Annotated in this window: 12 protein-coding genes and 2 riboswitches; of the genes, 9 read left to right on the forward strand and 3 right to left on the reverse strand. The window is 66.6% G+C overall.

The features are described 5' to 3' along the window. Positions 1 to 21: 21 nt before the first annotated feature. The 4 genes from ACTJK0_RS11330 (at position 22) to ACTJK0_RS11345 (ending at position 4,114) form a co-directional block, all read left to right on the forward strand. Complete coding sequence (locus tag ACTJK0_RS11330) at positions 22 to 1,134, forward strand: NAD(P)/FAD-dependent oxidoreductase (RefSeq protein ID WP_440745229.1); 1,113 nt, start codon at positions 22 to 24, stop codon at positions 1,132 to 1,134. A gap of 11 nt (positions 1,135 to 1,145) precedes the next feature. Continuing rightward, positions 1,146 to 2,357 (forward strand): imidazolonepropionase, encoded by a 1,212-nt coding sequence (gene hutI / locus ACTJK0_RS11335; protein WP_440745230.1) that lies wholly within the window; start codon positions 1,146 to 1,148, stop codon positions 2,355 to 2,357. A gap of 98 nt (positions 2,358 to 2,455) precedes the next feature. Further along, entirely contained in the window at positions 2,456 to 3,244 is a 789-nt protein-coding gene (locus tag ACTJK0_RS11340; RefSeq protein WP_110542901.1) for a DeoR/GlpR family DNA-binding transcription regulator, read from the forward strand. A 90-nt stretch (positions 3,245 to 3,334) separates the two neighbouring features. Beyond that, complete coding sequence (locus ACTJK0_RS11345) at positions 3,335 to 4,114, forward strand: CPBP family intramembrane glutamic endopeptidase (RefSeq protein WP_440745231.1); 780 nt, start codon at positions 3,335 to 3,337, stop codon at positions 4,112 to 4,114. A 139-nt stretch (positions 4,115 to 4,253) separates the two neighbouring features. On the opposite strand, the gene ACTJK0_RS11350 is transcribed toward ACTJK0_RS11345, so the two are convergent. Beyond that, a complete protein-coding gene (locus ACTJK0_RS11350; protein ID WP_440745232.1) occupies positions 4,254 to 6,008 on the reverse strand; it encodes a DUF222 domain-containing protein in 1,755 nt (584 codons plus the stop codon). Positions 6,009 to 6,202: 194 nt separating this feature from the next. Then, positions 6,203 to 6,835 carry a VOC family protein gene (locus ACTJK0_RS11355; RefSeq protein WP_440745233.1) on the reverse strand — a complete coding sequence of 211 codons (633 nt, stop codon included), beginning with the start codon at positions 6,833 to 6,835 and terminating at the stop codon, positions 6,203 to 6,205. Positions 6,836 to 7,036: 201 nt separating this feature from the next. Then, positions 7,037 to 7,151: riboswitch (SAM riboswitch) on the forward strand. 25 nt (positions 7,152 to 7,176) lie between these two features. Between ACTJK0_RS11355 and ACTJK0_RS11360 the strand changes: the two genes are divergently transcribed. From ACTJK0_RS11360 to ACTJK0_RS11375, 4 genes are all read left to right on the forward strand, one after another. Next, positions 7,177 to 8,511, forward strand: a complete 1,335-nt coding sequence (locus ACTJK0_RS11360; protein ID WP_110544649.1) for a bifunctional o-acetylhomoserine/o-acetylserine sulfhydrylase — start codon at positions 7,177 to 7,179, stop codon at positions 8,509 to 8,511. A 153-nt stretch (positions 8,512 to 8,664) separates the two neighbouring features. Further along, positions 8,665 to 8,780, forward strand: a riboswitch (SAM riboswitch). A 12-nt stretch (positions 8,781 to 8,792) separates the two neighbouring features. Beyond that, positions 8,793 to 9,908 carry a homoserine O-acetyltransferase MetX gene (metX, locus tag ACTJK0_RS11365; RefSeq protein ID WP_110544651.1) on the forward strand — a complete coding sequence of 372 codons (1,116 nt, stop codon included), beginning with the start codon at positions 8,793 to 8,795 and terminating at the stop codon, positions 9,906 to 9,908. A gap of 202 nt (positions 9,909 to 10,110) precedes the next feature. Then, positions 10,111 to 11,493, forward strand: coding sequence for an MFS transporter (locus tag ACTJK0_RS11370; RefSeq protein WP_110544653.1), 1,383 nt, complete (start codon positions 10,111 to 10,113; stop codon positions 11,491 to 11,493). A gap of 11 nt (positions 11,494 to 11,504) precedes the next feature. After that, entirely contained in the window at positions 11,505 to 12,641 is a 1,137-nt protein-coding gene (locus ACTJK0_RS11375; protein WP_440745234.1) for an alcohol dehydrogenase catalytic domain-containing protein, read from the forward strand. A 27-nt stretch (positions 12,642 to 12,668) separates the two neighbouring features. Here ACTJK0_RS11375 and ACTJK0_RS11380 read toward each other — a convergent pair whose 3' ends face one another. Continuing rightward, entirely contained in the window at positions 12,669 to 13,598 is a 930-nt protein-coding gene (locus ACTJK0_RS11380) for a LysR family transcriptional regulator (protein WP_110544656.1), read from the reverse strand. 54 nt (positions 13,599 to 13,652) lie between these two features. On the opposite strand from ACTJK0_RS11380, the gene mmsB reads away from it, so the two are divergent. Next, positions 13,653 to 14,627, forward strand: coding sequence for a 3-hydroxyisobutyrate dehydrogenase (gene mmsB / locus ACTJK0_RS11385; protein WP_440745235.1), 975 nt, complete (start codon positions 13,653 to 13,655; stop codon positions 14,625 to 14,627). Positions 14,628 to 14,644 lie beyond the last annotated feature (17 nt).

Genomic DNA, 14,644 nt, shown 5'->3' on the forward strand with positions numbered 1-14,644 from the left:
GAACTCTGCGAGGATGGACCGATGGCAGCACATTACGATGTCCTGATTGTCGGCGGCGGCATTGCCGGCCTGTCCCTGGCCGCCGCGCTGGCCGGACGCTGCAGCGTGGCGCTGGTGGAGGCGGAGCAGGAACTGGCGTACCACACGTCCTCCCGCTCCGCCCGCCAGCTGATCCCCAGCTACGGGCCTCCCGTGGTGCAGGAACTCACGGTCCGGACCCTCGAGTTGATGGCAGCCCTGGACCGGCACCTGCCGGAACCGGTCCTGACGCCGCGCAGCTTCATGCTCATCGGCTCGGAAGCGGATGTGTCCGCGGAAGCCAGCGGCCACATGCAGCCCATCACTGTCGACCGTGCGCTTGAGCTGTGCCCGGCCCTGTTACCGGGAACCTTTGCGGCGGCCGGGCTGGATACCGGCTCATTTGGCTGCAACGCACCCCTGCTGCTGGCCGGGCACCGCAAACGGGCCGTTGCCGCCGGTGTCGACATCATCACGGGCGCACGGGTCCACTCGGCGCAGCGGCTGGGATCCGGGTGGCAGGTGGGCGCCGGAGCGGAGGGACTCGAAACCGCTGTCCTGGTCAACGCGGCCGGCGCGTGGGCGGACGAGCTGGCGGTGATCAGCGGCGTCGAGAAGCTGGGGCTACAGCCGTACCGGCGCACTGCGGCGATTGCCGCCGTCGGCCACCCCCTGCCGGCCGACACCCCCATGGTGGCCGCCGCCGACAATTCGTTCTACTTTCGGCCGGACGGGGCTGACGTGCTGATCTCCCCGTCGGAAACGGTGCCCAGCGGGCCCGAGGATGCACGCCCCCGCCCAGGTGACGTGGAACGACTGGTGGAGAAGCTCAACTCGTTCACCAGCCTGGGCATCACGGGGATCCGCCGGGCCTGGACCGGCCTGCGCACGGAAGCCGCCGACGGGGTTCCGGTGGCAGGTTTCGATGCCGAGGCCGCGGGCTTCTACTGGCTTGCCGGCCAGGGCGGCTACGGGTTCCAGACCTCTGCTGCCATGGCCGAACTGGCAGCGGACCAGATTCTCGCCGGGCCACAGGGCCTGTCAGCCGGAAGCGAAGGTCCGGAATCCCGGACAGCGCGCGCCCTGGCTGCCACCCGCTGGTCCATTCGGCGCTGAAGAATGGTTCCATGAGCACCCTCATTACCAACATTGCCGAATTGATGACCCAGGACCTCGAGCACCGGGTCCTCAAGGATGCGGCGGTAGTGGTCGAGGGGGAGCGGATCTCCTGGATCGGGGCCTCGGCCGATGCTCCCGCGGCGGACGACGCCGTCGACGCCGGCGGCAGGGCGATGCTTCCCGGGTGGGTGGATTCGCACACGCACCTGTTGTTCGCAGGGGACCGCACCGCCGAATTCGAAGCCCGGATGGCGGGGGAGGCGTACGCCGCCGGGGGCATCGCTGTGACCATGGGTGCCACCCGTGCGACCTCCGATTACGACCTCACCCGGCTGGCCATGGGCCGGGTTGCCGAAGCTGTCTCGCAGGGAACCACCTATCTCGAAACGAAGACCGGCTACGGACTGGACATCGAAAACGAGGCACGAAGCGCACGCATAGCCTCCACCGTCGCCGACCAGGTGACGTACCTTGGCGCCCATCTGGTTCCCGCCGGCCAGGATGCGGAAGCGTACACAGACCTGGTTTGCGGTCCGATGCTGGCCGCAGTGCGGCCCTACGTCCAATGGGCCGACGTGTTCTGTGAGGAGGGTGCCTTCAACGCCGAGCAGTCCCGCCGGGTGCTGATGGCCTGCCGCGAGGCCGGCCTGGGCCTGCGCCTGCACGGCAACCAGTTGGGTGAGGGCCCCGGCGTGCAGCTGGCCGTGGAGGTGGGGGCCGCGAGCGTGGACCACGTCAACTACCTTGCCGCGCAGGACGTCAAGGCCCTGGCTGCCTCCTGGTCCGGCTGGGATGCCGCCGCAGGAACAGGCGAGCGTGGCACTGTGGCCACCTGCCTGCCTGCCTGCGACCTTTCCACCCGCCAGCCCTTGGCCCCCGCCCGTGCGCTGCTGGATGCGGGAGTGCAGGTGGCACTCGCGTCCAACTGCAACCCGGGCACGTCATACACCAGCTCGATGGCCTTTTGCGTGACCACTGCCGTCCTGCAGATGCACCTCAGCGTGCACGAGGCAGTCAGGGCTGCCACCTACGGCGGCGCCTTGGCCATGCACCGGGAGACCGGACGGGACGCCGATGGCGAACGCGCCGTGGGCTCGATTGCGATCGGACACCGCGCCGACCTGCACCTGCTGAATGCGCCCTCCGCGACGCACCTCGCTTACCGCCCGGGCATGCCCCTGACGTACGCTGTGTGGCGGGCCGGCGTTCGGCAGCGGTAGACCACTTCTGCACTTTTGATTGTTCTTGATTGTTTCCCATGGGATACAATCAAGAAACGTCACTGGATGCGGTGGCTGGTGTATTGAAAGGCCCTCGGATGACGCGAACTGACCGGTTGACCGCAATTCTTGACCTGCTGGCCAAGACCGGCCAGGTTGAAGTCGACGAGATCGTCAGCACCCTCAACGTTTCCCCTGCCACGGCCCGGCGCGACCTGGACAGCCTTGCCAAGCGACGCCTGCTGACGCGGACCCGGGGAGGCGCCACCACGGGCGCCCTCGCATACGACCTGCCCGGACGATACAACCGCGACGACCACGCGGAAGCCAAGGAACAGATCGCGCAGTGCGCCTCTGCCTTGATCCGGCCGGGTGCGGTGATCGGTCTCTGCGGGGGCACCACCAGCACCGCCCTTGCGCAGATCCTGGCCACCCGGGAGGACCTGAACGCACCCTCCAACCAGCCGACGCTCACGGTGGTGACCAATGCCATCAACATCGCCGGCCAGCTTGCGGTCCGGCCCAATATCAAGGTGATGGTAACCGGCGGCATCCTGAACCCGCGGTCCTACGAGCTGGTGGGCCCCTATACGGACATCATCATGCAGAAGGTGGTGCTGGACATCGCGTTCATTGGCGTGAACGGCATCGATCCCGAAGTCGGGCCCACCAATACGGGGGAGGGGGAGGCGTCCGTCAATGCCCTGCTCGCCAGCCGGGCGCGGGTGTCCTACGTCCTGGCGGATTCCTCGAAGGTGGGGGTGCGGGCCTTTGCCACGATGGACGGGTACAACTTCACCCGGCTGATTACCGACTCCGGCATCTCCGCACGCGACAAAGCCGCCTTTGAGGCCAACGGTACGGAAGTCATCGTCGCCCCCGCCTGATCCATGCTTCGCACGGCGGCTTGCGTGCACTTTAGTTGACACCTTCCGCTCCATCAGCCCGGATCCAGAAACTGAAGGCAAGATGGGAACATGCTGGTTCCCTCCCGCCGCCGCCTGCGGCTTGAAGTATGGATCGTCCTGGGCCTGTCCCTGGGCCAGTCGGCTGTCTATTCCGTGGTGCAGCTGCTGGACAAGATGACCCGGGCGCCACTGGCCGAGGGTACGTCCACCCTGAACCGCTCGCAGAGCACGCGCGAGTACTTCGACCTGACGTACCAGCTATTGGACATCATCTTCGCGCTGGTACCGGTGCTGCTGGTCTTCTACTTCCTGACCGACCAGCGCCAGGCGGGGCCCGGTGAGGACCACAACGCCGGATCAGCCTTTCGGAAACTCGGCTTCAATTTTGCGCGGCCGGGCCGGGACCTGTTGCAGGGGCTTGGTCTGGCCGCGCTGATCGGCATCCCCTCACTGGGCCTCTATGCCGCCGGCCGTGCCCTGGGAATCACCACGGCGATCATCCCCAGCGCCCTCGATGCCTACTGGTGGACCGTCCCCGTCCTCATTCTTTCGGCTGTCCGCCACGCAGTGCTCGAGGAAGTCATTGTGGTGGGTTACCTGCTGGACCGTTTCGGCAAGTTCGGCTGGAGTATGCCGCTGGCCATCGGTGTGAGTTCAGTGCTGCGCGGCAGTTACCACCTGTACCAGGGCTTCGGACCTTTCATCGGCAATGCCGTGATGGGCATTGTCTTCGCCTGGCTGTATACCCGCACGCGCCGCGTCATGCCCCTGGTCATCGCGCACGCCCTGCTGGACATGGTGGCCTTTGTGGGCTTCAGCCTCTTTGGCAAGGCCGTGGGCCTGGGGTGAATGTCTCCGGTCTGTGAGCCTTCTGCGGCCCGCTAATTGTTCGGCCCGAAAAACCGGGATGCGCGCGCGAGGCATCCAGCCGCGCGATTCAGCTGTAAAAGAGCTGCTTTCCCGTCGTGAGCAGGCTGGAGTGCCAATGTCAGGTGTGCGGTAGCAACTGTTGCAAGCTGGCTTGTGGGTCGGCCGGCAACCGGAAAGGCAGGGCGTAGAAGTCGTCCCACAGGGGATCGGTGCAGCAAAGGTCGTCGGTGTCCACCATATTGTTTCCCGGTGGTTCCTCGGGCGGGGGGTCCGGCCAGGCGGGCATCCCGGCGAGGATCTGGAGCCAGTGCAGGTCCTCCAGTTCCTGTGCCCCCGGGTGTTGTTGTTCGGTTCCGGGTCGGACTGAGGTTGGCGACTGATTGGTCAGCTCCGGTGGAGTCGGGGCATGGGGCAGTGCGCTTTCGACAGTTGGCCTCGCACCAGTGTCTGGCAGGGTGTCTGGTGGCCAGTGGGTTGGTTCGGGGGTGGGGTGTTCGGGTGTGTAGTGCCGGCCGGTGGGTGAGGTCCAGCCTGGTGGCTCATTCGGGGCCGCGGTATCGGGTACCCACCGGGAGTTGTGTTTGAGCCGGTGGTGTTTGGGGCAGAGCTGGGCCAGGTTGGTGATCCCGGTGCTTCCCCCGTGTTCCCAGGCGGTCCCATGGTCGGTGTCGTTGTCGGGGGTGTGGTTGCTGCAGCCGGGGAAGGTGCATTTCCGGTCGCGCATCCTGATCCATTGTTTGATGGCCTCGGTGAGCCGGTAGCGGGTGCGGCCGATCTCCAAAGGTGCACCGTCGCGGGGGTCGACCAGCACCCGGTAGAACGAGTTGGCGCCGTCCGCTACGAGTTTCCGCGCCATCGATGCCGGGATGGGACCGAAGCCGTCCAATTCCGCCGGCTCATCCGTGATACCGAGCAGGGCGAACACCGGCACGGTCACCAGGACGTCGGCCCGCGGGGTGGGGACTTTCCCGATCCTGGTGACATTCTGCGTGCCGGTGGTGCCTGCGGCGTGCCCGTCTTCCTCTGTGCCGGGCTTCAGGCTGGCTCCGAGGAGGAGGGATGCTGCGATGTCGGGGCGGAGTTGGGTGAGGGTGCGGGGTTCGTCGGGGCCTTGGAGTCCGCGTGCGGTGGCGGTGGTGCGGTTCCAGATGGCTGAGGCGGTGTGGCCGGGCAGGTAGAGGGAGAGCCAGGCCATGCCGTCCCGGTCGGGGGTGTATTCCATCCGCCGGTCAGCGACTCCCTTTGCGTGGCGCTTCTCGATCGATTCGGGGTGGTGGCGTTCGCGCCAGGAGCGGACCTTGGCCCGGAACCGGGACGGGACGAGCTGGCCGGGGGCGGCGCCGCGGGCCGGGCTGGGGGCGTTGGGGTCGAAGAAGTGCGCCACCAATCCAGCAGCGCCGGCAGGGGTGAGGCCCTCGGTTTCGTCCGCAACGATGCGGGCGTGCTGCCAGGACATGGCCCCGGCGGCCAAAGCGTCGATCACCGGCGGCAGGGAGCAGATCCGGCGCGACTGGTCCACAAAAGCGCCGGCCGCGGCGGAGCTGATGGTCAGGATCCCGGCGATCTCCTCCACGGCCGACATCTCCGCGTAGGTCCGCTCCTGCAAAGGGGCGTTCGGGGCAAGCAACGCGTGCTGGATCTCGGCGGCGTCGGCAACATCACGGGCTTTCACCACGGCGAGCTGGCCCTCCAGCCGTTTCACCACCTCGAGCCGTTGCAGCCGCAGTTCGTACCGCCGCTGCAACACATCAACGTCAGTGCCACCATGAGCATCGGAATCCAGAACAGCATCCTCAAGGTCCAGCGCATCAAGGGCAGCAACAGAGGCAGAAATACCCGCCATCACTGCCCCAACGCCACCGCTGATTCCCATACCCACATCATCCAACGAGGGTCCGACAATGAGAGTCGAAAAGCTGCCCACGCAGGCACAGGCACCCGGAACTCGTTAAATGAATTCGGCCGCCATCGGGTGGTGACGCCGTTGTCACCACCCGATGGCGGCCGAAGCGAATCCGGGCACGTGCCGGAGAGCCAGATCCCGCAGGCTGCGGGACGCAGGGATGGTCAGATGGTGACGGCTCCGCTGGCTGTTTCAAACGTGACCGACAGGATGCCCGGGGTGCCATGCGGGGCAACCCACTCCACCGCCACATCCTCCAGCGGCTTCTCCACGGGCTCACCCAGCCACTCGGTCACGCGCGAAGCGGAACCGGCAATGGTGAGGCAGCTCATCTTGAGGTTGCTTGGGTAGGCGTTGGACGGGTGCAGCGACGGATCGCCCTCCCACTTGAGCATGTACGGGACCTGGGGATCCGCGATGAGCCCCAGGATGCCGATCTGCTTCCAGACCAGTTCGCGGCCGTCCGGGAACTTCCGGTTGCCGTTCACGGCAGCGCGGCCAAGGCGTTCCTCGAAGGGGGCGAGGTCGTCCACTTCGACGCACCAGCCCATCCAGCCGCCACCGGCTGCGGAACGGGCACGAACTGCCTGGCCGAACGGTGCCTTGTCCGATGCCGGGTGGTCCAGCACCTCCACAACTTCAAGATACTTGTGCCCGGCGAGCGGGATGATCATATTCCGGGTTCCGAACCGGGGGTGCACCCCGCCCTTCACTGCCTCAACGCCGAGGGCAGTTGCAATACGTTCGGTAGTGGCCGCGAGGCCATCGTGTTCACAGGCGTAAGAGACGTGATCCATGCGCATGCGAACATCTTGGCACTTTGTGATCGGGCTCTCAGCTAAGGGCAGCCTTACTAGCATTTTTCCTGTTGGGCACGCTCGTTGGCAGGCCCGGCACCGACCGTGGCATCGGCATCGCTGCACCCGGCACGGCCGCCGGAAGACCTTGTTCGTCACAATGCTTTCCGAGGCAACTATCCGGTTCCTAGACTGAGCCCAGGTCATGAGCGCCAGCGCAAAGCCCCGGCTCGCTGGCCGGCAACCCTCCATCCGCGGTGGGGTGCCCCGGGTGAAGACCTGGCTGTCCGGCAAAAGCCGGAAGCAAGCGCGGCCCGCACTGCTCCGAGCATGCCGGGCCCATGTCACAGGAGACTGAAATGTCCAACGGATGGTCCTTCGAAACCCGCCAAATCCATGCCGGCCAGGAAGTGGACAGTGCCACGGGAGCCCGCGCCCTGCCCATCTACCAGACCACGTCCTTCGTGTTCCCGAGTGCCGAAAGCGCTGCCAACCGCTTTGCCCTGGCCGAACTGGCCCCCATTTATACCCGCATCGGCAACCCAACCCAGGACGCCGTGGAGCAGCGGATTGCCAGCCTGGAGGGCGGCCTGGCTGCCCTGCTCCTCAGCTCCGGGCAGGCCGCCGAAACGTTCGCGGTGCTGAACATTGCCGAGGCCGGCGACCACATCGTGGCCAGCCCAAGCCTCTACGGCGGAACCTACAACCTCTTTGCCCACACGCTGAAGAAGTTCGGCATCTCCGTCACTTTCGTGGCCGATCCGGACAACCTGGACCAGTGGCGCGACGCCGTGCAGCCCAACACCAAGCTCTTCTTTGGTGAAGTGGTGTCCAATCCGCGCCAGGACGTCCTGGACATCGAGGGTATTTCCCGGGTGGCCCACGAGGCAGGCGTCCCCCTGATCGTGGACAACACCCTCTCCACCCCGTACCTCATCCGCCCCCTTGAATGGGGAGCGGACATCGTGATCCACTCTGCCACCAAGTACCTGGGCGGCCACGGCTCGGCCATCGCCGGCGTCATCGTCGACTCCGGAAACTTCGATTTCAGCAAGGATCCGGACCGGTTCCCCGGCTTCAACACCCCCGACCCCACCTACAACGGACTCGTCTACGCACGCGACCTCGGAGCGGACGGCGCCCTGGGCGCCAACCTGTCCTACATCCTCAAGGCCCGTGTCCAGCTGCTGCGGGACCTCGGCTCGGCGGTATCACCGTTCAACGCGTTCCTCATTTCGCAGGGCCTTGAGACGTTGAGCCTGCGGGTGGAACGGCATGTTGCCAACGCCACCGAAGTGGCGCGCTGGCTGGAGGCAAGGGACGACGTCGAATCGGTCGCCTACGCGGGGCTGCCGTCCAGCCGTTGGTACGAGCGTGGCCGCAAGTACGGGCCCAAAGGGACTGGCGCCGTTGTTTCCTTCAACCTGGCCGGCGGGGCGGAGGCGGGCAAGCGCTTCGTCGATGCCCTCGAGCTGCACTCCCATGTGGCGAATATCGGCGACGTCCGCTCCTTGGTCATCCACCCGGCGTCGACCACCCACAGCCAGCTTTCCCCGGAACAGCAGGTAGTGGCCGGGGTGAACCCGGGGCTGGTACGGCTGTCCGTCGGCCTGGAGCACATCGATGACATCCTGGCCGACCTCGAAGCGGGCTTCCGCGCCGCCAAGGAGGCCTAGCAGGCAGCCGGGCGTAAGGCGCGCCGGGTACCCCGGGCGTCGGTAGCGCATGCAACCGACGCCTGATCGGGTCCAGCGCCGGCGGCAAGCCGGGAAGTCACAACCGGTCATACTCTTGGCCTGGAGCGGGGGGTGTTTCGTACACTCGTACCAGGTCATGAGTGCCAGTGACAGCCCCGGCTTGCTGGCCGGCAACCCTCCTTCCGCGGTGGGGTGCCCCGGGTGAGGACCTGGCCTGCCGGTCAGACGACGGTGGGCAAACGCGTAGAAGAGGTCTTGCCATGACGGTTACCGTCGCCCGTACCACCGCCCCCGAACACGGAATCGTCCGTTACGCCTCCATTGGCGGACTGGAGCTTGAAGCCGGGGGATACCTTCCCGACGTCACGCTGGCCTACGAAACCTGGGGCACCCTGAACGCGGACGGCAGCAACGCCATCCTGATCGAGCACGCCCTCACCGGCAGCACCCACGTGACCCGCGGGGACACCGACGAAGAGGGCTGGTGGGAACAACTGGCCGGGCCGGGCGCCCCCGTGGACACCGACCGGTTCTTCGTGGTCTCGGTCAACATCGTGGGCGGCTGCTACGGGTCCACCGGCCCCTCCTCGCCGGCCCCGGATGGAGTCCCCTGGGGTTCCCGCTTTCCGCTCGTCACGCTCCGGGACAGCACCGTCGCGGAGGCCAGGCTGGCGGACCAGCTGGGCATCCGGAGCTGGTTCGCGGTCCTGGGCGGATCCATGGGCGGCGCCCGCGCCCTGGAATGGGCCGTCACCTACCCGGAGAGGGTACAGCGCTGCGCCGTCATCTCCGTCGGCGCCGCCAGCACGGCCGAACAGATCGCCTTTGCCCAGGCCCAGACCTTGGCCATCAGGCAGGATCCACACTTTAACGGCGGCGACTACTACGGCGGCCCCTGCCCTGAGGAAGGGCTGGCGCTCGCCCGGCGCATTGCCCACATCACCTACCGGTCCGCAGCCGAACTCGAAGGCCGCTTCGGCAGGGCGCACCAGGCGCCGGAGTCGCCCCTGCAGGGGGGCGTGCTCGCCGCCCGAGGCCGCTACCAGGTGGAAAGCTACCTGGACCACCAGGGCAACAAGCTCGTGAAGCGCTTCGACGCCAACAGCTACATTGCCCTGACCGAGGCGCTGATGAGCCACGATATCTGCCGCGGCAGGGGAACCCTGGCCGAGACCCTCGCCAGGTCCACCGCCCGTTTCTTCGTGGCGGCCGTTGACTCCGACCGGCTGTATTTTCCATCGCAGTCCCGGGAACTCGCCCAGGCGCTGCCAGGGGACGTGGATGTCCACGTCATCCAGGCGCCCATCGGGCACGACGGCTTCCTGACTGAAATCGGCCAGCTGGGCGACCAGTTGCGGAGCAGCTTCCTGGTCTAGAAGGCAGCGCGCAACGCCCACGCCTGCGGGCACCAGCTAAAGGCGGATGTGCATTCCTGCAGATGCCCTCTGCACTATTCGGCGTTGAGGTTGCACTCAGCGCAGACCATACTCATCCAATCCGGCTTTCGTGGTGTGCATCACACCCGACTGCCACCGATTTGGTCCCCGTGGTGTCGACGACGACGCCGAAGGAGTTCACATGAGTACGGAAAACTCCGCCGCAAGGCGCACAGAGGAAACTGATGTTAGGGCCTCCGGCCTCAAGAAGGTGGTCACCGCGTCCATGGCCGGAACGGTCGTGGAGTGGTACGAGTTCTTCCTCTATGCATCAGCGGCCACGCTGGTCTTCGGAAAAGCCTTCTTCCCCAACGCCGGCACCGAACTGGACGGCATCATCGCCGCATTCCTCACCTACGCCGTCGGTTTCGTGGCGCGGCCTATCGGCGGCATCGTCTTTGGCCACTTCGGTGACAAGTTCGGCCGAAAGAAGCTGCTGCAGCTGAGCATCATCCTGGTGGGCGTCTCCACCTTCCTGATGGGCTGCCTGCCCACGTTCCAGCAGATCGGGTACTGGGCCCCCACACTGCTGGTGGTCCTCCGGTTTGCCCAGGGCTTCGCCGTGGGAGGGGAGTGGGGCGGCGCCGTCCTCCTCGTGGCAGAGCACAGCCCCAGCCGCTCCCGCGGTTTCTGGGCCAGCTGGCCGCAGTCCGCGGTGCCCCTGGGCAACCTGCTGGCAACGGCCGTGCTGTTCGTCCTTTCATCCACGCTGACCCAGGACGCGTTCCTGGGCTGGGGTTGGCGCGTGGCCTTCTGGCTCTCCGCGGTGATTGTCCTGATCGGCTACTACATCCGCACCAAGGTCAACGACGCCCCCATCTTCCTGGAGGCCCGCAAAGAGGTGGAGGCCGGCCACAAGGGCTACGGCGTGGCCGAGGTGTTCCGGCGCTACCCGCGCGGCGTCTTCACTGCCATGGGCCTGCGCTTCGCGGAAAACATCCTCTATTACCTGGTGGTCACGTTCTCCATCACCTACCTGAAGACCGTGGTGCAGGCCGATACCACCCGGATCCTGCTGCTGCTGCTCCTGGCGCACGCCGTCCACTTCGCCGTGGTGCCCATGGTGGGCAAGCTTTCAGACCGGTTCGGACGCAAGCCCGTCTACATGGCCGGCGCCATCATGGGCGCCACGTGGGGCTTCTTCGCCTTCCCCATGATGGACACCAAGAACGATGTCACCATCCTGGCGGCCATTATGATCGGTCTGGTGTTCCACGCCTTCATGTATGCCGGGCAGCCTGCCATCATGGCGGAAATGTTCCCCACCCGGATGCGCTACTCCGGAGTCTCCCTGGGCTACCAGGTCACGTCGATCGTGGCCGGTTCCCTCGCCCCCATCATCGCGGCGTCGCTCCTGGGCACGTACAAGTCCTCCGTCCCGGTGGCGGTGTACCTGCTCATCGCCTGTGCCATCACCGCCGTCGCGGTCTTCTTCCTGAAGGAAACGCGGGGGATTTCGCTGCACGATGTGGATGCTGCCGACGCCAAGGGCACCGCCGATCTGCTCGCCGCCGCCAAGAAGTAGGCAGGATTCCCGTGAAAGCAGCCGTCCTTTACGCGACCGTTTCCACCACGGACGCCGCCCCCGGAAAACAAAGCTACGCCGAGTCCCGGCCGCTGGTGGCGCAGGAACTGGACCAGCCCACACCGCGTGCCGGTGAGCTGGGCGTTTCCATCACCTACTCAAGCCTGTGCCATTCGGACCTCTCCGTGGTTGACGGTTCCCGGGTCCGGCCGCTGCCCATGGCCCTGGGCCATGAAGCGGTAGGCCGGGTGGAGGAGGTGGGCGAGGGCGTGGCTGATGTGTCCGTGGGGGACCACGTGGTTCTGGTCTTCGTCCCCAGCTGCGGCGGCTGCCGGGCCTGCCTGTCCGGCCGGCCCGCCTTGTGCCACCGGGCAGCGGAGGTCAATGGCTCCGGCGACCTGCTGCACGGCCCGGCCCTGCTGCGGACGCCGGGCGGGGAGCGGATCAACCACCATCTGGGTGTCTCGGCCTTCGCGGACTATGCAGTGGTTGCGCGCGAATCAGTAGTGGTGATTGACGACGACGTCCCGGACACGGTTGCCGCGATGTTTGGTTGCGCCGTACTCACCGGCATGGGGGCCGTGCTCAACACGGCCGCCGTCAGCCCGGGGCAGTCAGTGGCCGTCTTCGGGCTGGGTGCGGTGGGACTGTCCGCAGTGATGGCGGCACGGCTCGCCGGGGCCGCCAGTGTGATTGCCATCGATCCGAACCAGGGCAAGCACCAACTGGCCCTGGACGCCGGCGCCACAGCTGTGGGAACGCCGGCGGACGCGGCCCGGCTGGTCGCCGACGCTTCCGGTGACGGCGTGGACGTTGCCGTGGAGGCCGTTGGCTCCGCCGGCGTCATCACCTCCTGCCTGGAGCTGGTGACCCGTGGCGGCGCCGTAGTCTCCGTGGGCCTGCCGCATCCATCCGCCCAGCTGACCGTGCCGGCACTGCAGTTCGCCGGGGCAGGCAAACGGCTGCTCGGTTCCTATATGGGCGACGCCGTGCCCGCGCGCGACATTCCCGCTTACCTTGGCTATTGGCGGGAGGGGAAGCTGCCGGTTGAGCTGCTGCACTCCGACACGCGGCCGCTCAGCGAGATCAACGAAGGCCTGGACGCGCTGGCGTCCGGGCAGGTGGTGCGGCGGCTTTTCGGGGCCTGACCTTCCCAGGCCAGGGTCCCGGCCGGCTCAGCCGGACAGCAGCCCGGACCTCTCCTTCACTTCCTCTTTCAGGGCCGAGATCACCGCCTGCACCCGTGCCGACCGCAGCGATTCCGGCCGTGCGACGGCCCAGATTGGGAGCTGCCGTTCGAAGACTGCCGGCAGGACCGGCACGAAGTCCGCATCCGCCACCAGAAAGTTCGGCAGCAGTCCAATGCCGGCACCCTGCCGCACCGCCTCCACCTGGGCGAACACGCTCGTGGCCTGGAAGCTTGTCCGGGGCGCCGGAAGCTGCGCGGACCAGCGCGGCCCAAGCTCCTCCACCTGCAGCGCCGACTCAACGTACGACACAAATGCGTGCTGCCGCACGTCGTCGAGCGTTTCAGGCAGGCCGTGGCTGCCGGCGTAACCGGGGCTGGCATAGAGGCGCAGGTAGTAATTGCTGAGGAAGATGGTTTGCGCCGAGGTGACGTCCGCCCTGCCCACGACGATCTCAAGGTCCACGCCGGAGCGGTTCTGGCTGACTTTCCGGGTTGCACTCAGCATCTCGATGTTCAGCAGCGGGTGCTGCTGCTGGAGGCGCACCAGGGACGGGGTGACGAATACGGCCCCCACACCGTCAGTGGTGGCCACGCGGACCAGGCCGGAAAGGGAGCCCTGGTCCTGGCTGATCAGCCCGGACAGCGAGCCCAGGGTTGCCTCGATCGACTCAGCCGCCTCCACCGCGGCTGCGCCAAGCTGCGTCAGCTCCCAGCCGTTCGGGCTGCGCTCCAGCGTGCGGCCACCCAGTTGCCTGTCCAGGGCAAGGATGCGGCGGGAAATGGTGGTGTGGGTCGTCCCCAGGGTTTCCGCCACCGCGTTGAAGCGGCCGAGGCGGGCGACGGTCAGCAGGATGAGCAGGTCATCCGGGCTTGGCAGGCGTCTTGACTCCACACTGGGCCTTCCCTTGATGTGCATCAATGCACACAGCGTCTGTGATTTTTCCCCTTGATTGCACCTTAGCAGGGTGTGATGGTGGACACAGATACCCCGGCCAAATCGCCGGAAGGGAAGCAAAGGAGCTTACGCATGGCAGTTATTGGTTGGATCGGCCTGGGCAACATGGGCGGCCACATGTCCGCGAACCTGGTGAAGGCCGGGCACGAGGTGCGCGGCTTCGACCTCAATCCCGCGGCCATGGCAGCCGCGGAGGCACGCGGCGTTACCCGCGCCGCCGGCATTGCCGAAGCCGTCAAAAGTGCTGACGCCGTGTTCACCATGCTCCCGAAGGGCGAACACGCCCGCGCCGTATACCTCGGGGAGGACGGCGTGCTGGCGCACGCGGATGCCCGTACCCTGCTCATTGACTCCTCCACCATTGACATCGCCTCCGCACAGGAACTGCACGACGCCGCTGCTGCCGCCGGCTTCCGCTTCGTGGACGCCCCGGTGTCCGGCGGAATGAGCGGCGCGGAGGCAGGAACACTGACCTTCATGGTGGGCGGCGAAAAGGGGGCCGTCGAGGAAGCCTCCGGCTACATCGGCCCCATGGCAGCGAACATCATTCCCACCGGTGGCCCCACCACCGGACAGGCGGCCAAGATCTGCAACAACCTGATGCTCTTCATCAACCTTGCCTCCACCGCCGAGGGAGCGGTCCTGGCTGACCGGCTGGGCCTGGACAAGCAGGTCTTTTGGAACATTGCATCGGTCTCCTCGGGGGATTCGTGGGCGCTGCGGACCTGGTACCCGGTACCTGGCGTGGTGCCCACTGCTGCCTCCAACAGCGACTTCGCACCCACGTTCACCGCCGAACTCGCGAACAAGGACATCGGCCTCGCCGTCAGCGCGGCGGAGGACACAGGCACGCCCCTGGAGATTGGCAAACATGTCCAGCAGCTGTTCCAGCGGCTCATCGATGCCGGGGACGCCGGCAAGGACTGCTCCATGATCATCAAGCTCGTGGACGGCTCGCTCCAGGCCGCCGACCGTACGCCGTCCAACTAACCACGCCACAAGCAAAC

Source organism: Paenarthrobacter sp. 22069, from assembly GCF_052046035.1.
Taxonomy (GTDB): domain Bacteria; phylum Actinomycetota; class Actinomycetes; order Actinomycetales; family Micrococcaceae; genus Arthrobacter.

Bases quoted from the DNA above. Each gene is read 5' to 3' on its own strand.
- ACTJK0_RS11345 (WP_440745231.1), top strand. From the start codon at position 3,335: ATGCTGGTTCCCTCCCGCCGCCGCCTGCGGCTTGAAGTATGGATCGTC.
- ACTJK0_RS11380 (WP_110544656.1), bottom strand. From the start codon at position 13,598: ATGCACATCAAGGGAAGGCCCAGTGTGGAGTCAAGACGCCTGCCAAGC.
- ACTJK0_RS11350 (WP_440745232.1), bottom strand. From the start codon at position 6,008: ATGGGAATCAGCGGTGGCGTTGGGGCAGTGATGGCGGGTATTTCTGCC.
- hutI (WP_440745230.1), top strand. From the start codon at position 1,146: ATGAGCACCCTCATTACCAACATTGCCGAATTGATGACCCAGGACCTC.
- ACTJK0_RS11340 (WP_110542901.1), top strand. From the start codon at position 2,456: ATGACGCGAACTGACCGGTTGACCGCAATTCTTGACCTGCTGGCCAAG.
- ACTJK0_RS11330 (WP_440745229.1), top strand. From the start codon at position 22: ATGGCAGCACATTACGATGTCCTGATTGTCGGCGGCGGCATTGCCGGC.
- ACTJK0_RS11355 (WP_440745233.1), bottom strand. From the start codon at position 6,835: ATGGATCACGTCTCTTACGCCTGTGAACACGATGGCCTCGCGGCCACT.
- metX (WP_110544651.1), top strand. From the start codon at position 8,793: ATGACGGTTACCGTCGCCCGTACCACCGCCCCCGAACACGGAATCGTC.
- ACTJK0_RS11360 (WP_110544649.1), top strand. From the start codon at position 7,177: ATGTCACAGGAGACTGAAATGTCCAACGGATGGTCCTTCGAAACCCGC.
- mmsB (WP_440745235.1), top strand. From the start codon at position 13,653: ATGGTGGACACAGATACCCCGGCCAAATCGCCGGAAGGGAAGCAAAGG.
- ACTJK0_RS11370 (WP_110544653.1), top strand. From the start codon at position 10,111: ATGAGTACGGAAAACTCCGCCGCAAGGCGCACAGAGGAAACTGATGTT.